The 22,134-nt window shown below is 56.7% G+C and carries 24 protein-coding genes; 23 read left to right on the top strand and 1 reads right to left on the bottom strand.

Annotation, left to right across the window (positions count from 1 at the left end):
- Positions 1-4: 4 nt before the first annotated feature.
- The 22 genes from cobS to AXF19_RS11430 all read left to right on the top strand — a co-directional run bounded on the left by cobS (position 5) and on the right by AXF19_RS11430 (position 20,605).
- Positions 5-772, top strand: coding sequence for an adenosylcobinamide-GDP ribazoletransferase (gene cobS, locus AXF19_RS11535; protein ID WP_066849059.1), 768 nt, complete (start codon positions 5-7; stop codon positions 770-772).
- Complete coding sequence (locus tag AXF19_RS11530; protein ID WP_066849056.1) at positions 763-1,641, top strand: GHMP family kinase ATP-binding protein; 879 nt, start codon at positions 763-765, stop codon at positions 1,639-1,641. The genes cobS and AXF19_RS11530 overlap by 10 nt, the downstream gene beginning before the upstream one ends.
- Positions 1,642-1,663: 22 nt before the next feature.
- A complete protein-coding gene (locus tag AXF19_RS11525) occupies positions 1,664-2,287 on the top strand; it encodes a histidine phosphatase family protein (protein WP_066849048.1) in 624 nt (207 codons plus the stop codon).
- Positions 2,284-2,658: a fluoride efflux transporter CrcB gene (gene crcB, locus AXF19_RS11520; RefSeq protein ID WP_066849045.1), complete on the top strand. Its 375-nt coding sequence runs from the start codon at positions 2,284-2,286 to the stop codon at positions 2,656-2,658. Before AXF19_RS11525 ends, crcB begins: the two co-directional genes overlap by 4 nt.
- A gap of 122 nt (positions 2,659-2,780) precedes the next feature.
- A complete protein-coding gene (gene ispH / locus AXF19_RS11515; protein WP_066849042.1) occupies positions 2,781-3,611 on the top strand; it encodes a 4-hydroxy-3-methylbut-2-enyl diphosphate reductase in 831 nt (276 codons plus the stop codon).
- A complete protein-coding gene (rpsA, locus tag AXF19_RS11510; protein WP_066849040.1) occupies positions 3,608-4,762 on the top strand; it encodes a 30S ribosomal protein S1 in 1,155 nt (384 codons plus the stop codon). Before ispH ends, rpsA begins: the two co-directional genes overlap by 4 nt.
- Positions 4,763-4,844: 82 nt before the next feature.
- Complete coding sequence (locus AXF19_RS11505; RefSeq protein WP_066849038.1) at positions 4,845-6,236, top strand: DUF512 domain-containing protein; 1,392 nt, start codon at positions 4,845-4,847, stop codon at positions 6,234-6,236.
- Between the two features lie 26 nt (positions 6,237-6,262).
- Positions 6,263-7,588 carry a ribosome biogenesis GTPase Der gene (gene der / locus AXF19_RS11500; protein WP_066849035.1) on the top strand — a complete coding sequence of 442 codons (1,326 nt, stop codon included), beginning with the start codon at positions 6,263-6,265 and terminating at the stop codon, positions 7,586-7,588.
- Positions 7,588-8,169 (top strand): glycerol-3-phosphate 1-O-acyltransferase PlsY, encoded by a 582-nt coding sequence (gene plsY, locus AXF19_RS11495; protein ID WP_066849028.1) that lies wholly within the window; start codon positions 7,588-7,590, stop codon positions 8,167-8,169. Before der ends, plsY begins: the two co-directional genes overlap by 1 nt.
- 78 nt (positions 8,170-8,247) lie before the next feature.
- Positions 8,248-8,694 (top strand): ACT domain-containing protein, encoded by a 447-nt coding sequence (locus tag AXF19_RS11490; protein WP_066849025.1) that lies wholly within the window; start codon positions 8,248-8,250, stop codon positions 8,692-8,694.
- 17 nt (positions 8,695-8,711) lie between these two features.
- Positions 8,712-10,013, top strand: a complete 1,302-nt coding sequence (locus tag AXF19_RS11485; protein ID WP_066850264.1) for a homoserine dehydrogenase — start codon at positions 8,712-8,714, stop codon at positions 10,011-10,013.
- The gene (gene thrB, locus AXF19_RS11480; protein ID WP_066849022.1) at positions 10,010-10,954 is read left to right on the top strand and encodes a homoserine kinase; all 945 of its coding nucleotides are present in this window, start codon (positions 10,010-10,012) and stop codon (positions 10,952-10,954) included. The genes AXF19_RS11485 and thrB overlap by 4 nt, the downstream gene beginning before the upstream one ends.
- Positions 10,955-11,088: 134 nt before the next feature.
- Positions 11,089-12,123 carry an N-acetyl-gamma-glutamyl-phosphate reductase gene (argC, locus tag AXF19_RS11475; protein ID WP_066849018.1) on the top strand — a complete coding sequence of 345 codons (1,035 nt, stop codon included), beginning with the start codon at positions 11,089-11,091 and terminating at the stop codon, positions 12,121-12,123.
- Positions 12,124-12,149: 26 nt separating this feature from the next.
- Entirely contained in the window at positions 12,150-13,361 is a 1,212-nt protein-coding gene (gene argJ, locus AXF19_RS11470; RefSeq protein ID WP_066849015.1) for a bifunctional glutamate N-acetyltransferase/amino-acid acetyltransferase ArgJ, read from the top strand.
- 13 nt (positions 13,362-13,374) lie between these two features.
- The gene (gene argB, locus AXF19_RS11465; RefSeq protein WP_066849012.1) at positions 13,375-14,259 is read left to right on the top strand and encodes an acetylglutamate kinase; all 885 of its coding nucleotides are present in this window, start codon (positions 13,375-13,377) and stop codon (positions 14,257-14,259) included.
- Between the two features lie 12 nt (positions 14,260-14,271).
- A complete protein-coding gene (locus tag AXF19_RS11460) occupies positions 14,272-15,489 on the top strand; it encodes an acetylornithine transaminase (RefSeq protein ID WP_066849009.1) in 1,218 nt (405 codons plus the stop codon).
- Positions 15,489-16,424 (top strand): ornithine carbamoyltransferase, encoded by a 936-nt coding sequence (gene argF / locus AXF19_RS11455; protein WP_066849006.1) that lies wholly within the window; start codon positions 15,489-15,491, stop codon positions 16,422-16,424. The genes AXF19_RS11460 and argF overlap by 1 nt, the downstream gene beginning before the upstream one ends.
- Before the next feature lie 28 nt (positions 16,425-16,452).
- Positions 16,453-17,664 carry an argininosuccinate synthase gene (locus tag AXF19_RS11450; RefSeq protein WP_066849003.1) on the top strand — a complete coding sequence of 404 codons (1,212 nt, stop codon included), beginning with the start codon at positions 16,453-16,455 and terminating at the stop codon, positions 17,662-17,664.
- Complete coding sequence (gene argH, locus AXF19_RS11445) at positions 17,664-19,088, top strand: argininosuccinate lyase (RefSeq protein WP_066849000.1); 1,425 nt, start codon at positions 17,664-17,666, stop codon at positions 19,086-19,088. Before AXF19_RS11450 ends, argH begins: the two co-directional genes overlap by 1 nt.
- Positions 19,089-19,192: 104 nt before the next feature.
- Positions 19,193-19,696 (top strand): hypothetical protein, encoded by a 504-nt coding sequence (locus AXF19_RS11440; RefSeq protein WP_066848997.1) that lies wholly within the window; start codon positions 19,193-19,195, stop codon positions 19,694-19,696.
- Positions 19,697-19,816: 120 nt separating this feature from the next.
- Complete coding sequence (locus tag AXF19_RS11435) at positions 19,817-20,128, top strand: reverse transcriptase domain-containing protein (protein WP_237141610.1); 312 nt, start codon at positions 19,817-19,819, stop codon at positions 20,126-20,128.
- A gap of 165 nt (positions 20,129-20,293) precedes the next feature.
- Complete coding sequence (locus tag AXF19_RS11430) at positions 20,294-20,605, top strand: group II intron maturase-specific domain-containing protein (RefSeq protein WP_084784824.1); 312 nt, start codon at positions 20,294-20,296, stop codon at positions 20,603-20,605.
- 82 nt (positions 20,606-20,687) lie between these two features.
- Here AXF19_RS11430 and AXF19_RS11425 read toward each other — a convergent pair whose 3' ends face one another.
- Positions 20,688-21,593 carry a metal ABC transporter substrate-binding protein gene (locus AXF19_RS11425; RefSeq protein ID WP_066848989.1) on the bottom strand — a complete coding sequence of 302 codons (906 nt, stop codon included), beginning with the start codon at positions 21,591-21,593 and terminating at the stop codon, positions 20,688-20,690.
- Positions 21,594-21,892: 299 nt separating this feature from the next.
- Between AXF19_RS11425 and rpsU the strand changes: the two genes are divergently transcribed.
- The gene (gene rpsU / locus AXF19_RS11420) at positions 21,893-22,075 is read left to right on the top strand and encodes a 30S ribosomal protein S21 (protein ID WP_005841552.1); all 183 of its coding nucleotides are present in this window, start codon (positions 21,893-21,895) and stop codon (positions 22,073-22,075) included.
- Positions 22,076-22,134 lie beyond the last annotated feature (59 nt).

Genomic DNA, 22,134 nt, shown 5'->3' with positions numbered 1-22,134 from the left:
CTTCATGAATTCTTTTCTGATCGGACTTCAATTTCTCACGCGCATTCATCTCGTCAAACAGACCGTGTGGACGGCGGAGGATTTCGGGCGTAGCACGCGCTTCTTCCCGCTCGTCGGGCTTGTGCTCGGCATCTGCTATGCGTTTGCCGCGTGGCTGCTGCTCTATGCGCTCGGCATACGCTCGCTGACCGTCGCACTCCTGCTCATCCTACCGCTCCTTTTGACGGGTGGACTGCACGCAGACGGCTTTATGGATACGGCGGACGGCGTGTTCTCGGGGCGGGAGCGCGCGCGCAAGCTCGAGATCATGAAAGACAGCCGCGTCGGTGCGTTTGGCGTCGTGTCGTTCGTCATGCTCATGTTCGTCCAGTTTTCCCTGCTCTCCGATATGGCGTGGCCGCTCCTCGTGCCTGCGCTCTTCGTCATGCCGATCATCGGCAGACTCGCGATGGTGCTCGCCGTCGCGTGTTTTCCCTATGCGCGTGAGGACGGCATGGGCAAGACGTTTGCGGATATGGCGGATCGCAGTACCGTCGTGATCGCTGCACTGACGACTGCGGTGCTCGTCCTGCCGTGGGGCGTGCTCGCCACAGCTGCACTCGTACTTGGCACGCTCTTTGCGCTCCTGTTCTGCCGTATGATGACCAATATCCTCGGCGGGGTTACGGGCGATGTCTACGGGGCGGCGACCGTGCTCACGGAGACCCTTGTCCTCGCGGTATTTTCACTTGCATCTGCATATCCGAATGTTTGGGGGATTTTATGGAAATAATTGCAAAAGCGCCGGCATCCTGCGGCGAACTCGTGGAAGGCGTCCTCGACGGGACGCCGTTTCTTGTGACCGCGCCCATCAGCATGTATGCTGTAGCGACGGTCTCGGATCAGTTCACGGGCGTGCATGGGCTTGGAGAAAAAGCGGAGGAGGCTCTGCAGCGGACGCTTGCCCATATTGGCAAGGACTCCCTTCCGTTCGGTATACGGCTCGATTCCGAGATTCCACAGGGCAAGGGCATGGCATCCTCGAGTGCCGATATTGCGGCAGTCTCCTATGCGACGGCGCGCGCCTTCGGACGGGAACTCATGGGGCGCGAGCTCATGGACATTGCAATCGCGATTGAGCCGAGCGACGGCATTGCCTTTGCGGGGCTTTCCCATGTCAGCCATACGACGGGGGAACTCTTCGGGCAGTATGCGAATGTGTCGCTCCTTGCCGTCTCCATATTCGATGTGGGCGGTACCGTTGACACCATCGCTTACTATCAGAGCAAGGGGAATCGCGGCAGTCAGGATGATGCATATCGCCAGCTGCTTGAAACGGTAGAGCAGGCATTCCGCACAGAGGGGCATCGACAGGAAGTCCTGCTCGGACAGGCGGCGACGGCGAGCGCGCGCCTCAATCAGGAACATCTGGAAAAGCCGCAGCTGGAGGAATTCATTCAATCCGCGCAGAAGAAAGGGGCACTCGGCGTCCTCGTGGCGCACAGCGGCACCGTGGTCGGGGCACTCTGGGCATCGGAGCTGAGAGCCTCGGATGTGGAGCAGCGAACGCAGGAGCTTGCCGCAGAGTTCGGTGAAAATTACAGCTATATGCAGACGGCGCGGCTCATTTCCGGCGGCGTCATCTGTGAGATCAGAAATTGAAATATAGAAAGGGGAGGGGGATATGACAGAGATCATCATCATACGGCATGGGGAGACGGAGTGGAACAAGACGGGGCGCTTTCAGGGGCATTCGGATGTGCCGCTCTCGGCGGAGGGGCGCGCGCAGGCGGCGATGCTCGGAAAAAATCTTTCAGTCGATCATGTGGATATGATCTATGCGAGCGATCTCACGCGTGCGATGGAGACGGCGGCACCGCTGGCGCAGCGCTTCGGCCTTGAGGTCATTTCTGACCCGCAGCTGCGTGAGCTGAACTTCGGCGCGTGGGAGGGGCGCAACTTCAACGATGTCAATGCCGAGAATCCCAATGCCATGAAGAATTTTTACACCGATCCGGAGCAGGCGGACATTCCTGAGAGCGAGCCGTTTCCGGAGTTTCAGCGGCGCATTGCCGGGCGCGTGCGCGAGATCGTCGCGCAGGAGCGCGGGAAACGCATCGTCATCGTCTCGCATGGTGCGTCCATCCGCATCCTGCTTGCCGATCTTCTCTCCATGCCGATTCGCTCCATCTGGCATCTCTCTCAGCTCAATACCGCAGTCAACAAGATCCGCTTCGAAGATGACGGATTTGCCGTAGTCACTCTGATGAATGATACCTCTCATCTACGTGCGGGGGATGCGCAGTGAACATCCTTGCGGTCGGGCTTGGCGGTGCACTTGGCGCCGTTTGCCGCTATCTCCTCGGACAGGTCATTCCGAAACTCGGCAGCGGATTTCCGCTCGCCACATTCGCTATCAATATCATCGGATGCTTTGCAATCGGTCTTGTCGTCGGCATTGCGGGCAGGCACGGCGATATCGATCCGCGCCTCATCCTCTTTTTGCAGACGGGCATCTGCGGCGGTTTTACAACATTTTCCACGTTCTCACTCGAATCCCTGACCCTCATTGAGGAGGGGCGGATCACCATCGGCATTCTCTACATCGTTCTGAGCGTTCTGCTCGGACTCTTTGCCCTCCTCGCGGCGAGAAATTTCGTTAGTGGATCGTACTTGTGAGAGAAAAAATAAATTTTATTTGCGTGGGAGAGGCAGGCGTGTTATACTGTTACACAGATTGTGTGGATAGGATTCTGTATATGTGGATTCATTGAGAATCAATATACACTTTGGTGAGGTCTATGGAGGTTATTTTAGCTGAGCATCTGGGATTCTGCTATGGCGTGAAGCGCGCCATTGAGATTGCCCGGGAGAACGCCTCGCCGGATGGAACATCCAGTACGCTGGGTCCGATCATTCATAATCCGCAGATGGTGGCGCGCCTCAAAAATGAAGGCGTTGGTACTGTCGGCTCACTCGATGAGATGGAGGACGGACTCGTCATCATCCGTTCGCACGGAGTGGGACCAAAGGTGTATGAGGAGGCGGAGTCACGCGGTTTAGAACTCGTGGATGCGACTTGTCCGCACGTCAAGAAGGCGCAGCTCTCGGCAAAGCTGTTATCCGAGGAAGGATACACGGTAGTCATTGTCGGAGAGAAGAACCATCCGGAGGTGAAGAGTATCTTCGAATGGACGGCGCATGGTGCTCATATTATCGAGACCGAGGCGGAGGCAGAGGCACTGCCGCGCATCGGAAAGCTCGGGATCGTCTCGCAGACGACGTTCTCAGCCAAACGCTTTCAGAGCATTGTCGCGTGTCTCTTGGAAAAGTCGCGTGAGATTAAGATTCTGCGCACGATCTGCACGGCGACGGATCTGCGTCAGGCGGCAGCCTTGGAGCTGGCCGAGAAGGTTGACGTGATGCTTGTCATCGGCGGCAAGAACAGCGCGAATACCTCGCGGCTTGCCCAGATATGCGCAACAAAATGCAAAACATACCACATCGAAACCGTGGCAGAGTTGCGGGACGAGTGGATCAATCATGTTAATAAAATTGGTATTACAGCCGGTGCATCTACACCGGACTGGATTATCAAGGAGGTTTATAAACAGTGTCAGAGCAGAGCATGAAGGAACTTTTGGAACAGGAAGATATGCCCGATATCCAGGAGCGTACGGTTGTCAAAGGGGAAGTCGTTCAGGTGTCCCGCGACGAGGCGTATGTCGATATCGGCTACAAGCAGGAGATTCCTGTCTCTAAGAGGGAGCTTGCCGTTCCTGCGCCGGACGATGCACGCGATGTTGTGAAGGTCGGCGATGTGATCGATGTCTATATCAAGTCGCTTGGCGGCGATAACGGCGGCAGCCTCTCGAAGGTAGAAGCCGACAAGATGGCCGCGTGGAAGGTCATCGAGGAGATTCAGGAGAAGGGCGAGACGGTCGAGGCAAAGATCGCAAAAGAGGTCAAGGGCGGCCTCGTCGCCTACGTCATGGGGCTGCGTGGATTCATTCCCGCATCCCAGATGGAGTTGCACTTCGTCAAGGATCTCGCAGTCTATGTCGATCAGACGGTGGAGGCGGAGATCATCGAGATCGACGTCCAGAAGCGCAGACTCGTGCTCTCGCGCCGCAGACTTCTCGAGCGTGACCGCGCAGAGAAGGAGGAGGCTGTGTTCTCGGCAATCGAGCCGGAACAGGTCGTACGCGGTACGGTCAAGCGCCTTGTCGACTATGGTGCATTCATCGATATCGGCGGCGTGGATGGTCTGGCGCATATCTCCGATCTCGCATGGCATCGTGTGAAGCATCCCTCCGAGGTGCTCGAGGTCGGGCAGGAGCTCGATGTCTTTGTCAAGAGCGTTGACCGCGATGCAAAGCGCATCTCCCTCTCGGTGAAGGATACGCTTCCGGATCCGTGGGTGGAGAAGGCGGAGCAGTACGCCGAGGGCGACTTCATCGAAGGCAAGATCATCAAGCTGACGGACTTCGGTGCGTTCATGGAGATCGAGCCGGGCTTTGACGGTCTCATCCCGATGGGTGAGCTCGCCGAGAAGCGCATTGAGCGTGCTGACGAGGCAGTTCATACGGGCGATGTTGTGACGGTCAAGGTTCTCCGCATCGACACGAAGCGCAAGCGCATTTCGCTTTCGATCACCAAGGCGAAGCGTGATGCAGATGCGGCAGAGATCAAGAAGTATGTCGATGAGCGTCAGGCAGAGAAGGCGGAAGCCAGCGAAAATACCGAGGGACAGGTTGAGGCTCATCTCGATTGGTTGAAGTAAGCCGGACTGCGAATAACTTTATAAGAACAATAAAGGAGTGATGCAAATCACTCCTTTTTCATGAAATGGAAAGGAGGGGAATATGGCGAGAACGTATCCGGGCATCATCCTGCGCGTGCTGGAGGGGAGCATTGCAGAGGAACTGGAGCTTGTCCCGGGGGATAAAATCCTCTCGGTTAACGATATGCCGCTGCGTGACATCATCGATTTCAGCTTTGCAATGGCGGACGAGGAGATCGAGCTCCTCGTGGAGCATGCGGATGGGGAGCAGGAGCTGATTGCATTCGACAAGGATTACGATGAGGACTTCGGCGTGGAGTTCGAGCGCGCTGTCTTTGACGGGATTCGCCCCTGCGCCAATCACTGTTATTTCTGCTTTGTCGACATGATTGCACCGGATATGCGCCACAGCCTCTCTATCAAGGACGATGACTATCGTCTCTCCTTTCTCTATGGAAATTTTGTGACGCTGACAAATATGGGGGCGGCGGATTTCTCGCGCATAGAGCGCTATCATCTCTCCCCGCTCTACGTATCGGTTCAGTGCACAAATCCCGTATTGCGTGCAGAAATGCTGCGCTATAAGGGTGCGGCGGACATCCTTGGGCAGCTTGCAAAACTCGAGGCGGCGGGCGCAGACTATCATACACAGGTCGTTCTCTGCTACGGACTGAACGACGGGGAGGAATTGGAGCGCACGATTCGCGATATCACAGCGCGCCGTCCTCATGCACTCTCACTTGCCATCGTGCCCGTTGGTCTCACGAAGCACCGTAGTGATCCCTTCCCGCTTGTCCAATTTGACCGAGAGGGCGCTGCGCGCGTGATCGATCAGGTGGAAGCGTGGCAGGAGCGCATGCGTGCGGAGGAGGGGCGCACCTTCATCTATCTCGGCGATGAGTTTTACTTTCTCGCGGGGCGTGAGGTGCCGTCCGCCGAGATGTACGATGGATTCCCGCAGCTTGACAACGGAATCGGACTGACGCGCAATTTCATCGAGGAGTGGGCGAAGGCCGGCGCAGCGATGGATGAGGAGAATGATGAGGCGCGCATTGCGGTCGTCAGCGGTACAGCTGTTGCGCCTGTGATGGAGCAACTGGCGCGCGAACTCGACCCCGATGCACGGCGCATTCATGTGCTTCCTGTCGTGAATGAACACTTCGGTGCGACGGTCAATGTATCGGGGCTTCTGACGGGGCACGATATTATGCAGGCGCTCCAATCCCTTCCGCATACGGTGGATGGGGTGCTGATCCCCGCATCTGCGCTGCGTGAGGGCGAGGATGTCTTTCTCGACGATATGAGTCTCGACGCGATGAGGGCGTCCTTTCCCTCTGTCCGCATCGAGCCCGTGGCGACGGGGCGGGACTATCGGGAGGCGCTTGCTGCATGGGGCGCGTACCATCGCGAGCGCCCGAGCGGCGGCTATACGTGGCAGAGCAATGCGGGCTATACAAAGTCTGCGGCAAGCTAATTGGATGCAGGAGAGGAGTGAAGTGGATGAGCAAGCCTATTGTGGCGGTCGTCGGACGGCCGAATGTCGGCAAATCGACGCTGTTCAACCAGATCGGCAAGAAGCGCGTTTCGATTGTCGATGATATGCCGGGGGTGACACGCGACCGCATCTATATGGATGCGGAGTGGCTGAATCACGAGTTTACAATTATTGATACGGGGGGCATCGAGTTCGACGAGAGCGACCACATCCTCCGCTCGATGCGCAGTCAGGCAGAGTTGGCGATGGAGGAGGCGGATGTCATCCTCTTTCTCGTCGACGGGCGTGCGGGGCTGACCTCCTCTGACGAGGAGGTGGCACGCCTCCTGCGGCGGACGAAGAAGCCCGTCATCCTTGCAGTCAACAAGATCGACAGCTTTGACCGTGAATCGCTGATCTACGATTTTTATGCACTGGGGCTTGGCGACCCGATTCCCATCTCCGCGTCAAATGCGATGAATCTCGGCGACCTGCTCGACGCGATTGTCGCGGCATTTCCGGAGGAGATGAGCGACGGCGCTGAGTCCGACGAGATTGCAATCGCCGTGGTCGGACGCCCGAACGTCGGCAAGTCCTCACTCGTCAACCGTCTGCTCGGTGAGGAGCGCGTGATTGTCAGCGACGTGCCCGGGACGACGCGGGATGCCATCGACACACATTTCACGCGGGACGGTGTGAAGTATCTGCTCATTGACACGGCAGGGATGCGCCGCAAGGGGAAGATCACACTGCCCGTGGAGCGCTACAGCGTCATGCGCTCCCTGCGCGCAATCGACCGCGCGGGCGTGGTGCTCATGGTCATCAATGCCGCCGAGGGGATTCTCGAGCAGGATACGAAGATCGCGGGCTATGTCCACGAGTCCGGGAAGGGCGTCATCATCGTCGTGAACAAATGGGATATTTTCCCCGATAAGCACGACAAGTCGACGCTTCGTTTCACAGACGATCTGCGCGAGAAGCTGGGCTTCCTGCAATACGCACCTGTGCTATATACCTCGGCACTCACGGGACAGCGCGTCGAGCGCGTGACGGAGCTGGTCAAATACGTTGCGGAGCAGCAGTCCATGCGCATCAAGACGAGCGTGCTCAATGAACTCATCCGCGATGCGGTCTCGGTCAATCCGCCGCCGACGAAGAAGGGGAAGCAGCTCAAGATCCTCTTCGTCACACAGGTGGGGATTGCGCCGCCGACGTTCATCGTGTTTGTGAACGATCCCGAGCTCATGCACTTCTCCTACCTGCGCTTCATTGAGAATCGTCTGCGTGAGAGCTTTGGCTTCGAGGGAACGCCGCTACGCCTCGTCGTGCGTGCGCGCAAGGAGGAGGAATAATGACCGACTATATACTCACGGCAATTCTCGCCTATCTGATCGGCTCGATTCCGAGCGGGCTGATTCTTGGAAAACTCTTCTGGCACAAAGATCTGCGCGAGCATGGGAGTCACAATATCGGTGCAACGAATGCGTGGCGGACGCTGGGGAAGGGCGCCGGCATCGCCGTCTTCATTGCCGACAGCCTCAAGGGGCAGGCGGGTGTTGCACTCGGGCTCGTCCTCGCAGGCACGCCGCTTGCTGCGGTCATCGGCGGGCTCTTTGCCATCATTGGACACAGTTTTTCCATCTTCCTACGCTTTCACGGAGGGAAGGGCGTTGCGACATCGCTCGGCGTTTTGACGATGCTGATGGGGGATGTGACCTTCATGGTCTTCGTCCTCTGGATGACGATTGTCTACATGACGCGCTATGTATCGCTCGGCTCTGTGGTTGCAGGTTTTCTCACGCCCATCCTTGCGGCACTCTTTGCCTATCCGATGGAATACATTCTGTTTACCGTGATTGCTGCGATTCTCGTTATCGTCCGACATCGTGAGAATATTGTGCGCCTGATGAACGGGACAGAGAATAAGATTTGATTTGGCGATTGCATTCAGATATGATATACTTTGACTGTCTCTTATAAAGAATCTTTCTATCCATCGGGGGTATAATTTATGAAAATTGATATGACGGGAGTCTATCTCGTGCGCGAGGAGATTCTGCCGAAAGCAATCAAGAAGACGATTCTCGCCAAGGAACTCATCAATCGCGGTGAAGTGCGGACGGTCAATGAGGCAGTCGAAAAGGCGAATCTCAGCCGCAGCGCGTACTACAAGTACAAGGACTATGTGTATTCGTTCTTTGAGGCGACGCGCGACAAGATCGTCACACTCGCGCTCCTCATCAGCCATCGCCCCGGTACGCTGCAGGATGTTTTGCGCGTCATTGCCGAGGAGGGTGGGAACGTCCTGACGATCAATCAGGGGCTTCCTGCACGGGGGGCGGCAACGGTGCACATCTCGCTCGAGACAGCAAAGCTGCGCAGCGATTTCCAGACCCTGCTCGAAAAGGTGGATGTGGTCGACGGCGTGCAGCGTCTGGAAGTAATTGGACAGGCCTGACTGGGGGATGAAATTTGGTGAATACGATTAAGATTGCACTGCTCGGTGCGGGGACAGTCGGCTCCGGCGTGGTGCGCACGCTTGCGATGAATGCTCATACGATTACGGGACGTAGCGGCGCACATATTGAGATTGAAAAGATTCTCGTGCGCGATGCGAAAAAACATCGTCCCGAGGCTGAGGGCATTGCTCTAACGGACAACTTTGACGAGATCCTGAACGATCCGGAGATTTCGGTGGTCGTCGAGGTGATGGGCGGTCTCACGCCAGCAAAGGACTATATGCTGCGCGCAATGGCGGCGGGAAAGCACGTCGTCACGGCGAATAAGGATGTCATCGCGGAGCATCTTGCCGAGCTCTATGCTGTTGCGGCTGAGAATAATGTCGACTTCCTGTATGAGGCGAGCGTCGGCGGCGGCATTCCCATCATCAAGCCGCTGAAGGAGTGCCTGACGGCGAACAGCATCTCGGAGATCATGGGTGTTGTCAACGGGACGACGAACTATATGCTGACGAAGATGACGGAGAAGCACGTCAGCTATGATGCCGTTCTGCGTCGTGCGCAGGAAAAGGGCTATGCGGAGGCAAACCCATCGGCGGATGTGGATGGTCTCGATGCCGCACGCAAGGCGGCTATTCTCGCCTCACTCGCCTTTGATACCGTCATCGGCTTTGAGGATGTCTCCGTTGAGGGGATTTCACATATCACCGAGGACGACATTGAGTATGGTCTCAATCTAGGTTATGTCATCAAACTCCTCGCAGTCGGGCGCAACACGGAGGAGGGGATTGACGTCCGCGTCCACCCCGTCTTCCTGCCGAAGACGCATCCGCTTGCTTCGGTGAACGGGGTATTCAATGCGATCTTTGTGCGCGGCAATGTCATTGGTGACGCAATGTTCTATGGGCGTGGAGCGGGCTCACTCCCGACGGCGTCGGCGGTGGTTGCGGACATCATCGAGATCGCACGCGATATTGTGTCCGGTACGACGGGCCGCATGAAGTACAAGATCGGGGAGAGAAAGAAGCTCTGTCCGGTGGAGAAGACGAAGTCATCCTACTATCTGCGTCTCGTCGTCGCCGATGAGCCGGGTGTCCTCGGAGAGATTGCAACGACATTCGGGCGTGCGGGAGTCAGCCTCAAGTCCGTCATCCAGGCGCGCTGGACGGAGAACGGGGATGCGGAGATCGTCGCCGTGACCCATGTTGTCACACATGCGGCGGCATCCGCAGCCGTTGAGGCGCTGCAGGCGCTCCCCGTCGTACGTGAGGTGCGCAGCTTGATCCGCGTTGCGGACGGGCAGGAGGATCTGCTATGAATGAGCGATCCATACGGGTGCGCGTTCCTGCGACAAGTGCGAATCTCGGCCCGGGGTTTGACGCGTTGGGGGTTGCCTGTACGCTGTATAACGAAATGACGCTGACGCTCACGCACGAAAAGGGGCTTCATATCTCTGCGCGCGGCGAAGGCGCGGCGTATATTCCGGGCGATGAGCGCAATATCGTATGGAAATCCATTCAATATCTTCTCCAGCGTGCCGACCGTGCGGAGGAGTTCCAGGGCGCAAAGATCCGCATGAACAATCGGATCCCGCTGTCACGTGGACTCGGCAGCAGTGCAACGGCGATTGTGGCGGGGCTTACTGCGGCAAATGCCATTGTCGGCAGTCCGTTCAGTCGTGATGATCTCCTGCAGCTGGCGACAGACATCGAGGGACATCCCGACAACGTTGCTCCTGCGATTTTCGGCGGCTTTACGGTGAATACCGTGACAAACGGTCATGTGGAATGTTTTTCCTTCCTGCCGCGCATCTTTATGCGTTTTGTCGTTATGGTGCCGGACTTCTATCTCTCGACAAAATCTGCGCGCGAGGTGCTGCCAGCCGAAGTTCCGATGAAGGATGCCGTGTTCAACATCAGTCATGCGGCGATGATGGTTGCGGCGCTCGCACGCGGCTCGGAGAAGCATCTCGGCAATGCCTTTGAGGATGCACTCCATCAGAACTATCGCGCCTCCCTCATCCCGGGCATGTTTGATGTCTTTGCGGCGGCGAAGAGGGCGGGTGCCTATGGCGCGGTCTTGAGCGGGGCAGGCCCCTGCCTCATTGCCTTTGTTCCCGAGCACCGCAAATGCACGGAGGAAGTGGCGGCGGCAATGCAGGAAGCATTCTGCGCGCATGATGTAGAGGCGCGTCCGCTGCACTTGCGTCTCGATACGAAGGGGGCGCGCGTCCTGCGACCGCAGCAGCGAAAGAGATGATTTTGAACCGACCTTACAGTTCTTTTACGGCGATCTGTGAGGTCGGTTTATTTTTTGGAAAAAAGACTTGAAATCTTATGCAGTAAAGATGTATAATTATAAAATCTTTTCGGGGATGAAACGGAGGGGATGAAATGAAGGCAAGTATTGTCGGGGCTTCCGGTTATGCCGGAGAAGAGTTGATTCGTCTGCTGCATCGACATCCAAATGTCGAGATTGCACATCTGACCTCGGAGCGTCATACGGGCGAGACACTATCTGCTCTTTATCCACATTTGATGAATATTTATGACAATGAGCTTGAATCCATGGAGGATGTGCGGCGGATTGCCGCAGGTAGCGATGTTCTCTTCATTGCACTGCCGCACGGGCATGCAATGAAGATTGCAAAGAGCGTTTCGGATCTGCCACTGCGCATCATCGATCTGGGCGCGGACTATCGCTTTGCAGATACCTCCGTATACGAGGCGTGGTATCATGTGGAACACATCGACGCAGGTGCAGACCGTGCCTATGGGCTTGCCGAACTCTATCGCGAGCAGGTACGGCGGGCGCGCATCATCGGCAATGCGGGCTGCTATACGACAGCGAGCATCCTCGCGCTTGCTCCGCTTGTGAAGGCGCTGCTCGTAAAGAGCGACAGCATTCTGGTGGATGCTGTGTCGGGTGTGTCGGGCGCGGGACGTGCGCCGAAGGAAAGCACGCACTACCCCGAGTTCTATGACAGCTTTACGGCGTATGGCGCTGTATCGCACCGTCATACGCCCGAGATCGAGCAGGCACTTGCGGATGCGGGCGGCGCTGCGGTCACGATCAATTTCACACCGCATCTCGCACCCATTTCGCGCGGCATCCTCGCGACCTGCTATGCGACGCTGCGTGAGGGCGTGACGCCGGAACAGGTTGATGAAGCGTTCGGAGCGATGTATGCGGATGAGTTCTTTATCCGTCTGCGCGGGCGTGGTGCATATCCAGCGACGAAGTATGTGCGCGGCACGAACTACTGTGACCTCGCGTGGCATATCGACCCGCGCACACGACGCGTCATCGTCTTCTCTGCCATCGACAACCTCGTCAAGGGGGCGGCGGGGCAGGCTGTGCAGAATATGAATATTGCGTTTGGCTTGGATGAGCGTGCGGGGCTCGATCTCGTGCCCATGTATCCATAATTTTGTAGGAAAATGGAGGAAAATATATGTTTAGTGAAGAGAGTGCAAAGCTCGGGGTTACCTATCCGAAGGGCTTTCAGGCAGCCGGCGTCAAGGCGGGCATCAAGAAGAGCGGCAACCTCGATGTTGCCGTGATCTACAGTGAAAAGGAAGCCGCCGTTGCGGGAACCTTTACGAAGAACGCTGTTGCGGCTGCGCCCGTACACGTCTCCAAGGCGGTTGTCGCCACGCATACGGCACGCGCCATTGTCGCCAACGCGGGCTGCGCCAATGCGTGCACGGGGGCACAGGGCGAGGCGGATGCCGCCGCCATGCAGAAGATTGCAGCGGATGCGCTCGGCTGCGGCGCACAGGATATCATCGTCGCATCGACGGGCATCATCGGTCAGCTCCTGCCGATGGACAAGGTGGAGCACGGCATCCATGCGGCGGTAAAGGAACTCTCACCGCATGGAAGCATGGATGCAGGCAACGCCATCATCACGACGGATACGTATTCCAAGGCGGGAACAACCTCCGTTATGCTCGGCGGCAAGGAAGTCCGGTTCGGCACCATCGCAAAGGGCTCGGGCATGATTCGCCCCGATATGGCAACGGTACTCTGCTTTATCACAACGGATGCGGATATCGACGGCATGCTCCTGCAGGAAGCGCTTTCCGAGGTTATGGAATACAGCCTCAATATGATCTCGATCGACGGCGACATGAGCACGAACGATATGGCGATTGTGCTTGCGAACGGGGCTGCAGGAAATCCGAAGATCACGGAGAAAAATGCGGACTACGAGGCGTTCAAAGGCGCACTTCTCGCGCTCTGTCAGGGGATCTCGGAGAAGATCGCGGCAGATGGTGAGGGCGCGACGAAATTCATCACCATTCATGTCAAGGGCGCAAAGACTTTTGCCGACGCAAAGACAGTCGGCATGAGCGTGGCGAACAGCCCGCTCGTCAAGACGGCATTCTTCGGTGAGGATCCGAACTGGGGGCGTGTGATCTGCGCGGTTGGCTATGCGGGCGTGCCGATGGATCCGAATCGGACGACGGTGAAGTTCGGCGGCATCCCCGTCTATGCGGCGGGCGTCGGCGCGGCATACGATGCGGATGCGCTGCGCGCGGTGATGACGGCACATGATATCGTCATCGAGATTGACCTTGGGGACGGAAACGTCGAGGCGACGGTCTGGACCTGCGATTTCTCCTATGAATATGTGAAGATCAACGGCGAGTACCACACCTGAGAGGGGGCGCACAATGTACTCAGATCAGGACAAGGCAGAGATTCTCGTAGATGCGCTCCCGTACATACAGGAATTCTACGGGACGACCGTCGTCATCAAATACGGCGGCAACGCGATGATCAACGACGCGCTGAAGGAAAATGTCATGCGCGACGTGGCACTGATGAAATTTGTCGGCATCCGTCCGATCCTCGTGCATGGCGGCGGGCCTGAGATCACGGGCTTTCTCAAGAAGGTCGGCAAGGAGAGTACCTTTGTCTCGGGGCTGCGCGTGACGGATGAGGAGACGGTGGAGATTGCCGAGATGGTCCTCGACGGCAAGCTGAACTCGGAGATCGTCGGGCTGCTCAATCTGCGCGGTGTGCGCGCGGTCGGACTCAGCGGCAAGGATGCGGGTCTCATCAAGGCGAAGAAGAAGCACGCGACTGTCTATGAAAATGACGAGGCACGTACCGTCGACATCGGCTATGTCGGGGAGGTCACCGAGATCGACACGGGGATCATCGTCGATCTCCTCAATCAGGGCTATGTTCCCGTCATTGCACCCATCGGCATGGGGAGCGAGGGGGAGAGCTACAACATCAATGCGGACTATGTTGCGGCGGAGATTGCGGGTGCGCTGTGCGCGGAGAAATTCCTGCTCCTCACGGATGTCGAGGGAGTCTACAAGGACTTCGGTGACAAGAGCAGCTTCCTCTCGCAGCTTCATGCGGACGAGGCGAAGGAGTATATCCGTAGCGGCGTCATTGCGGGGGGCATGATTCCGAAGGTGGAGGCATGCCTCCGCGCGCTCGAAGCGGGCGCACACAAGACACATATCATCGACGGGCGGCTTGCCCACTCCATCATCTTGGAGATCTTTACCTCGCGCGGTATCGGAACAATGGTGCTTCCGTAGGCAGGAGTTATGATGAAGAACGAAAATGAAATTATGGCGCGGGATACGGCGAGCTATCTGCCTGTCTTCGCGCGTTATCCGATTGTGCTCGACCACGGAGACGGTTCGTATGTGTGGGATGTCAATGGGCGAAAATACCTCGATGCGCTCGGCGGGATTGCGGTGAACGTGCTCGGACACAACTACGCGCCTCTTGTGCACGCGATTGCAGAGCAGGCGTCGCGGCTCATCCATGTCTCGAACCTCTACTATACCGAGCCGCAGGCGGATGCTGCGTCAAAGCTGTCGCAGCTGACGGCGGGCGGCAAGGTATTCTTCGGGAACTCGGGCGCGGAGGCGAATGAGGGGGCGATCAAGGCGGCGCGCAAATACGCGCATACGATCTCTCGCGACAAATCGCAGATCATCACGGCGCTCGGCAGCTTTCACGGGCGGACGCTTGCGACATTGACGGCGACGGGACAGGAGAAATTCCACAAGGGCTTCGAGCCGCTGCCCGGGGGCTTCGACTATGTGTCGTTCAACGATATTTCAGCACTCGAGGAGATGATGAGCGCACGCACGGCCGCCGTCATGCTCGAACCGATTCAGGGCGAGGGCGGCGTGCGCATGCCGTCGGACGGCTATCTGAAAGAGGTGCGGGAACTCTGCGACAAATACAATGCCCTCCTGATTTTTGACGAGATTCAGACGGGCATGGGGCGCACGGGGACGTTTTACGCCTATGAAGCGCAGGGCGTAATGCCGGATATTGTCACGCTCGCCAAGGGGCTTGCGGGCGGCGTGCCGATCGGGGCATTCGTCGTCACAGAGAAGGTTGCTGCAGCATTCCATGCGGGCGATCATGGCTCCACCTTTGGTGGGAATCCGCTTGCGTGTGCGGCGGCAAACGTCGTCCTTGATACGATTGCAGACAAGGCTTTCCTGCGTGAAGTGCAGTCGGTCGGCGGATATTTCAAAGAGGCACTGCGCGGCTTGCAGGAGAAATACCCTGCGCATATCAGAGAGGTGCGCGGCACGGGGCTGATTCTCGGCATGGAGATGCAAAAGAGCGAGGACGCAGCACAGATCGCGCGTCTCTGCCTTGAGTGCGGCGTCATTATCAACTGCACGGCAGGAAATGTCCTGCGCTTTATCCCGCCGCTGATTTTCTCGAAGACTGAAGTGGATGAACTGATTGCTGTTTTGGATCGCTGCATCCTTGACATATGTGACCGAGGAGGACTATGATGAACAAGGGAATGGATTTGCTCTCCATCCACGACCTCAGTGCAGACGATGTGGAGGAGATACTGACACTTGCGGCGGATCTTAAGGCAAAGCAGAAGGCAGGCATTCCGCACCCCCTGCTTGCGGGCAAGACGCTCGGCATGATCTTCGAGAAGTCCTCGACGCGCACGCGCGTCTCCTTTGAGGTGGGGATGTACCAGCTCGGCGGTCAGGCGCTCTTTCTCAGCAGCCGTGACCTCCAGCTCGGGCGCGGCGAGCCGATCAAGGATACGGCGCGCGTGCTCTCGCGCTATCTCGACGGCATCATGATCCGCACCTATGGGCATGAGCGTATCGAGGAACTGGCGCAGTGGGCGGATGTCCCCGTTATCAACGCGCTCAGTGACCTCCTGCACCCATGTCAGGCGCTGACCGACCTGCTCACGATCCGTGAGTACAAGGGCAAGAATCTCGCGGGGCTGAAGATGGCATACGTCGGCGACGGCAACAATATGACGCACTCGCTCATGTATGCGGCGGCAAAGGTCGGTATGCACTTTGCGGCGGCAACCCCCGAGGGCTACGAGCCGAATGCCGAGGTCGTCACAAATGCAAAGGCGGATGCAGCGGCAACGGGAGCAACGATCACAATCACGCACAATCCGATGGAAGCGGTTGCGGGCGCAGATGTCATCGTTACGGATACGTGGGCGAGCATGGGGCAGGAGGCGGAGCACGACGCACGCACGGCGGTGTTCCGTCCCTATCAGGTGAATTGGGAACTCGTTGCCGAGTCAGGCGATGCGCGCTGTATCGTGATGCACTGTCTGCCTGCCTATCGGGGAGAGGAGATCACGGAGGATGTCTTTGAGGAGTTTGCCGATGTGATCTTTGACGAGGCGGAGAACCGCCTCCACGTCCAAAAGGCGATCATGGCACTCGTTATGGGTGACTGATTTATATTTCTAAGGAGATGTTTCAAACATGGCAAAGCAGATCAAAAAAGTAGTTCTGGCATATTCCGGCGGTCTGGATACGTCGGTTATCATCCCGTGGCTGAAGGAGCACTATGACAACTGCGAGGTCATCGCCGTTTGCGCGGATGTCGGGCAGGGCGAGGAGCTTGAGCCCGTACATGACAAGGCGCTTGCCTCGGGCGCATCGAAGGTGCATATCGTCGATCTGACGAAGGAGTTCCTCGAGGAGTACGTCTGGCCGACGCTCAAGGCGGGGGCGGTCTACGAGGGCAAATATCTGCTCGGAACATCGTTTGCACGTCCCGTGATCGCCAAGGCACTCGTCGACATCGCAAAGAGCGAGGGGGCAGATGCCATTGCGCACGGCGCGACGGGCAAAGGCAACGATCAGGTGCGCTTCGAGCTGACGGTCAAGGCGCTTGCGCCGAATCTGCAGATCATCGCTCCGTGGCGCGAGTGGGATCTCGACTCTCGTACAGCAGAGATCGAATACGCGAAGAAGCACGGCATCCCCGTCGCGACGGAGAATAAGACCTACAGCATGGATCGCAATATCTGGCATCTCTCGCATGAGGGCTCCGATCTCGAGGATCCCGCGAACGAACCGAAGAACTCCATGTTCCTCATCTCCTGCGCGCCCGAGGATGCGCCCGACGCACCGGAGTACGTCTCCATCTCGTTCGAGCAGGGCGTTCCCGTCGCCGTCAACGGGGAGAAGCTTGGCGCGGTCGAACTCCTCACGAAGCTCAACGAGATCGGCGCGCGCAACGGCGTCGGCATCGTTGACATCTGCGAGAACCGCCTCGTCGGCATGAAGTCGCGCGGTGTCTATGAGAACCCGGGCGGCTCCATCCTCTACTATGCGCACCGTGAACTCGAGTATCTCTGCCTCGACCGCGCGACCTACCACTACAAGGAGGGGCTTGCCATCCGCTACGGCGAGCTCGTCTACGACGGCATGTGGTTCTGCCAGCTGCGCGAGGCGCTTGCCGCATTCGTGGACAGCACACAGGAGACCGTGACGGGCGAGGTGCGTCTCAAGCTCTACAAGGGCAATATCATCTCGGCGGGCGCAACGTCGCCGTATTCTCTCTACAGTCAGGAATTCGTCACGTTCGAGCACGATGATGTCTACAATCAGGCGGATGCAACGGGCTTCATCAACCTCTTCGGACTGCCGCTCAAGGTGCGCGCACTCATGCAGGAGGGGCAGAAGTAATGAGCGAAAAGCTCTGGGGCGGACGCTTCTCCAAGACGACGGACGAGATGATCAACGAGTTTCAGGCGTCCATCGCATTCGACCGTCGGATGTACCGCGAGGATATTGCGGGGTCGCTTGCACACGCAGCCATGCTCGCAAAGGTTGGAATCCTCTCGGAGGAAGAGCGCGCGGCAATCGATAATGGGCTGCGTGAGATTCTCGCGCAGATCGAGAGCGGCGCATTTGAATTCAGCGTGGAGCTCGAAGATATTCATATGAATATCGAAAAGCGCCTGACCGATGCGATTGGAGATGCGGGCAGCCGTCTGCACACGGCGCGCAGCCGCAACGATCAGGTGGCGCTCGATACCCATATGTTTGTGCGTCGCTCTGTCGTGGAGGCGCTCGGTCATATTGCCGAGCTCCAACACGCGCTTGTCGAATCAGCGAACGCAAATAAGGATGTCATCATGCCGGGCTATACGCATCTGCAGCGCGCCCAGCCCATCCTCTTTGCACATCATCTTATGGCATACTTCGGTATGCTCACGCGTGATTTCGAGCGCTTTCAAGGCGTCTATGCGCGGACGGACATCATGCCGCTCGGTGCGGGGGCGCTTGCAGGCACGACACTGCCGATTGACCGTGCGTTTGTCGCGAAGAAGCTGAACTTTGAGCGCATCTATACAAACAGTCTGGATGCGGTCAGCGACCGTGACTACATCCTCGAATTCCTCTCGGCGGCATCCATCCTCATGGTGCATCTCTCGCGCCTCTCGGAGGAGATCATCCTCTGGTGCTCGCGTGAGTTCTCGTTCGTCGAGTTGGATGACGCGCACTGCACAGGCTCGTCCATGATGCCGCAGAAGAAGAACCCCGATGTCTCCGAACTCGTGCGCGGCAAGACGGGGCGCGTGGTCGGTCATCTCATGGCGATGCTCACGGCAGTCAAGGGACTCCCGCTTGCGTACAACAAGGATTTGCAGGAGGACAAGGAGGGGCTGTTCGATGCCATCGACACGGTGAACTTCAGCCTTGCCGTCTATGCGCAGCTGATTCGTGGGATGAAGGTGCGCGCGGATGTCATGCGCCACGCTGTCGAGGCGGATTTCTCGAATGCAACGGATCTTGCGGACTACCTCGTGCGTAAGGGGATGCCCTTCCGTCAGGCGCATAGCGTCTCGGGGAAAGCGGTCGCGCTCTGCATTGAGCGCGGCATTTGGCTCATGGAACTTCCGCTTGCGGACTACCAGAAACTGTCGAACCTCTTTGCCGACGATGTCTATGAGGCAATCCGCCCCGAAACCTGCGTTGCCGGTCGGAACTCCTATGGCGGTACTTCGTATGAACAGGCGGAGATGCAGCTCACTGCGGCAGAGGAACTGATGGCGGAGGAGCGGCTCATTGTATCTGCATTGGAGCAGCGGCAGGAAATCCTTTGATTTTATGGCAGGTACTAAAAATTTCATCAAAGCATAATCCTCTGTTAAGGGGTGTCAAACGCCGTATTGGGATAATATGCCCATATCAGAAAGGAGGATTTACGATGAAGAAATATGCAATTCTCGCTGCGATGGTCAGTCTGTCGCTCTCGTCGGCGGTGTCGGCGGCTCCGATCAATCATCTCGGTACACATGACACCGCCATCGGCGTCGGTACGAAAGAGGCCTATATCGAGCATAAGGCGGCGGACGATATCACGATCGGCGTGGGGCGCAACGATCGCGATGAATACGGCAATCCGAAGGATGTCTATATGCAGTACAATGTCCTCGGGCAGAACATTCGACTGCTTGGAGGCTATCGCTGGGATATGGGGCAGAGAAACGAGGACAATGCTTATGGAGGGCTTGCACTCAGCACGCCATCTGTGCTCGGTTTCAATGCCTATGCGTCCTATATTGCGGGCAAGGATTTCAACGAGTCGCAGGTCGGATTCAACAAATCGCTGATTGCAAATCTGGATCTTAATGTGAACTATCACAACTTCAAGCCGGATCACGGCAGCCGTGAGAACGGCGTCGGCGTCGGACTCACGATGCGCTTCTGAGCACATACATAATCGGCACTCCTTGCAGATGCGGGGAGTGCCTTTTGTCGTGGTGCGCCCGGCGGCGCACGTTTCTAAGCGGTGAAAGATCGGAGTCTGTCCGGTAGCGGGAAAGACATTTTGCGGTATGCGGACGACATCATCCTGCTCGCCAAGAGCAGGCGAGCCGCACAGCGAATCCTGACCAAGAGCACAGACTATCTTGAGGGAAACCTGAAACTGAAAGTCAACCAAGAGAAAAGCAGAACGGTCAGTGTGTTCGCAACGAAGCAATTCAAGTATCTCGGATTCGCGCTGGGGAAAAACGGAAGCGGCGTATATGTACGAGTCCACCCGCAAGCGTGGAAGAAGATGAAAGCCAAGCTCAAAGAACTGGCGTCTCGGAGGAGGGTGCAGAAACTGCCGACATCTCTGGGCAAGATAAAAGTATAGGAATCACTGATAAAATGAAGTCCGTCAGATTGGCGTAGATTTTTTCGTCCGATTGAGGAGGCAAACCGGACGCAGAGTGGTGCTCTGTGGAGGATTTGCCGACAAAAAGCGGGCAAAAAAGATGCGCTAAGATGGCGGTGCTGAATTTATCAGTGCTTCCTATATATGCGAGGGGGGCTGAACTACTACGGGATAGCGAACATGGAGCATCGCATAGAGGAATTGAACAAATGGCTGTACCATCGCGTAAGGATGTGTATCTGGAAGCAATGGAAGAAGCCGAGGATGAAGATACGGAATCTATGCAAGTTGGGAGTACCCTTTGCAACAGCCTACAAAGCAGGAAACTGCCGGAGAGGTTGTTGGTGGACAAGCAACACGGTAGCGGTCAAGATGGCGATGACAAAAGAAAGACTGATACGCTTCGGCTTTTATGACTTAGCCGAGGCATATCAGTCTGTACACGCAACCTATTGAAACCGCCGTGTACCGAACGGTACGCACGGTGGTGTGAGAGGACGGCGGCTAATCACCGCTTCCTACGCGATTGTGCATTAGGTCACTGCAGAGCTTCCTGTAATACCTTCATATTCTTTTTCATCGTATCAATATATGCGTCCTTTGCTGCGGGCGTCGCCTCACCGGTCACAACGGGATCGAGCGTGTAGATCTTGGCGCCCGTCTCACGTGCAATGGTCTCAGCAGCGGCGGGGGAGTACTGCGGCTCTGTAAAGAGCACCTTCGTCGGCAGCGCGTTCACCTGCTCGATGGTCTCCTGCAGCTCCGTCGGCGTCGGCTCCGTTCCCGGCTCGCGTTCTACCACGCCAATGATGTTCAGATGGAACTCCTTTGCAAAGTAGGGGAATGCCTCATGGAAGGTGACAATATCCTTGTGGGGAACATTGTCGAGTGCCGCGTGCATCTCATTCTTGAGCGCCGTGAGTTTTTCGATATAGGCAGCGGCGTTCTTCTCGTATTTTTCGGCATGTGCGGGATCGGCTTCCTTCAGTTGATCGGCAATGTTGCGCACCTGAGCGATTTCATTGGTCACGCTGAGCCAGACATGGGGATTGTCTCCCTCATCATCGTGAATGAGTTCAATGCCGCGCGAGGCATCAATGACCTTGAGCTTTTTCTGCTGCTCCGTCACTTTGTCCATGAAGTCCTCCATGCCGGCGCCATTGATGACGAATGCATCCGCTTTTTCGAGCGTCTTCATGTCCTCTGTCATGAGCTGGTAATCATGCAGGCAGCCGGTCTGCGGCTTCGTCATATTATATACTTCCACGCCATCCACGCCGTCCGTGATGTTGATGGTAGCAACATACATGGGATAGAACGAGGTCACGATGCGGAACGGCTCCGCACTTTTCTTTTCTGCGGTTTTGTCTGCGCCGCCGCAGCCGACCAGTGCGACAGAGAGGACAAGCAGCAGAAGGGATAGAATTTTTGTTGTACTGCGCATGGGTAACAGATCTCCTTAATGAATATAGCTGAACATTTTGTGGATTTAATCAAACCTCACATAATGAAATCATAGCGCAGGCTGAGATGTATTGTCAATACTCTGAGAGTAAAATATAAAAATTTTTTATTGTTGCATACTATGTATAAATAGATGTTCAAACGAACAGTTGATGATATCATCCTATGTTTTGTGAAAATTTCATTACGCGATTGACACGGATTATCTCTATGGGGTATAATGTCCTTGCATCATTTATCGGTGCAAAATTACTCCGCGCGTGGAGGGAGGGGAAATGCATGGCAAATGAAATCAAGGTCGGCAAGAACGAGTCGATCGATAGTGCTCTCCGCCGCTTTAAGCGTATGTCACAGAAGGCCGGCACTCTTGCCGAAGTTCGAAAGCGTGAACATTACGAGAAACCGAGCGTTCGCCGCAAGAAGAAATCTGAGGCAGCGCGTAAACGCAAATACAGGGGCTGATTGCAAAAGGCATCCGTGGACACTGTTCTGCGGATGTTTTTCTATTCTGTTCCTCTGAG

It is taken from the genome of Selenomonas sp. oral taxon 126 (assembly GCF_001683335.1).
Classification (GTDB): Bacteria; Bacillota; Negativicutes; order Selenomonadales; family Selenomonadaceae; genus Centipeda.
The sequence above is the reverse complement of the archived record's forward strand: the minus strand, read 5'-3'. Positions and strand labels throughout refer to the sequence as shown.

What these genes read in the sequence shown, in the direction of transcription:
- cobS (WP_066849059.1), top strand. Translation starts at nt 5, where the DNA reads ATGAATTCTTTTCTGATCGGACTTCAATTTCTCACGCGCATTCATCTC.
- AXF19_RS11530 (WP_066849056.1), top strand. Translation starts at nt 763, where the DNA reads ATGGAAATAATTGCAAAAGCGCCGGCATCCTGCGGCGAACTCGTGGAA.
- AXF19_RS11525 (WP_066849048.1), top strand. Translation starts at nt 1,664, where the DNA reads ATGACAGAGATCATCATCATACGGCATGGGGAGACGGAGTGGAACAAG.
- ispH (WP_066849042.1), top strand. Translation starts at nt 2,781, where the DNA reads ATGGAGGTTATTTTAGCTGAGCATCTGGGATTCTGCTATGGCGTGAAG.
- rpsA (WP_066849040.1), top strand. Translation starts at nt 3,608, where the DNA reads ATGAAGGAACTTTTGGAACAGGAAGATATGCCCGATATCCAGGAGCGT.
- AXF19_RS11505 (WP_066849038.1), top strand. Translation starts at nt 4,845, where the DNA reads ATGGCGAGAACGTATCCGGGCATCATCCTGCGCGTGCTGGAGGGGAGC.
- der (WP_066849035.1), top strand. Translation starts at nt 6,263, where the DNA reads ATGAGCAAGCCTATTGTGGCGGTCGTCGGACGGCCGAATGTCGGCAAA.
- plsY (WP_066849028.1), top strand. Translation starts at nt 7,588, where the DNA reads ATGACCGACTATATACTCACGGCAATTCTCGCCTATCTGATCGGCTCG.
- AXF19_RS11490 (WP_066849025.1), top strand. Translation starts at nt 8,248, where the DNA reads ATGAAAATTGATATGACGGGAGTCTATCTCGTGCGCGAGGAGATTCTG.
- thrB (WP_066849022.1), top strand. Translation starts at nt 10,010, where the DNA reads ATGAATGAGCGATCCATACGGGTGCGCGTTCCTGCGACAAGTGCGAAT.
- argC (WP_066849018.1), top strand. Translation starts at nt 11,089, where the DNA reads ATGAAGGCAAGTATTGTCGGGGCTTCCGGTTATGCCGGAGAAGAGTTG.
- argJ (WP_066849015.1), top strand. Translation starts at nt 12,150, where the DNA reads ATGTTTAGTGAAGAGAGTGCAAAGCTCGGGGTTACCTATCCGAAGGGC.
- argB (WP_066849012.1), top strand. Translation starts at nt 13,375, where the DNA reads ATGTACTCAGATCAGGACAAGGCAGAGATTCTCGTAGATGCGCTCCCG.
- AXF19_RS11460 (WP_066849009.1), top strand. Translation starts at nt 14,272, where the DNA reads ATGAAGAACGAAAATGAAATTATGGCGCGGGATACGGCGAGCTATCTG.
- argF (WP_066849006.1), top strand. Translation starts at nt 15,489, where the DNA reads ATGAACAAGGGAATGGATTTGCTCTCCATCCACGACCTCAGTGCAGAC.
- AXF19_RS11450 (WP_066849003.1), top strand. Translation starts at nt 16,453, where the DNA reads ATGGCAAAGCAGATCAAAAAAGTAGTTCTGGCATATTCCGGCGGTCTG.
- argH (WP_066849000.1), top strand. Translation starts at nt 17,664, where the DNA reads ATGAGCGAAAAGCTCTGGGGCGGACGCTTCTCCAAGACGACGGACGAG.
- AXF19_RS11440 (WP_066848997.1), top strand. Translation starts at nt 19,193, where the DNA reads ATGAAGAAATATGCAATTCTCGCTGCGATGGTCAGTCTGTCGCTCTCG.
- AXF19_RS11430 (WP_084784824.1), top strand. Translation starts at nt 20,294, where the DNA reads ATGCGAGGGGGGCTGAACTACTACGGGATAGCGAACATGGAGCATCGC.
- AXF19_RS11425 (WP_066848989.1), bottom strand. Translation starts at nt 21,593, where the DNA reads ATGCGCAGTACAACAAAAATTCTATCCCTTCTGCTGCTTGTCCTCTCT.
- rpsU (WP_005841552.1), top strand. Translation starts at nt 21,893, where the DNA reads ATGGCAAATGAAATCAAGGTCGGCAAGAACGAGTCGATCGATAGTGCT.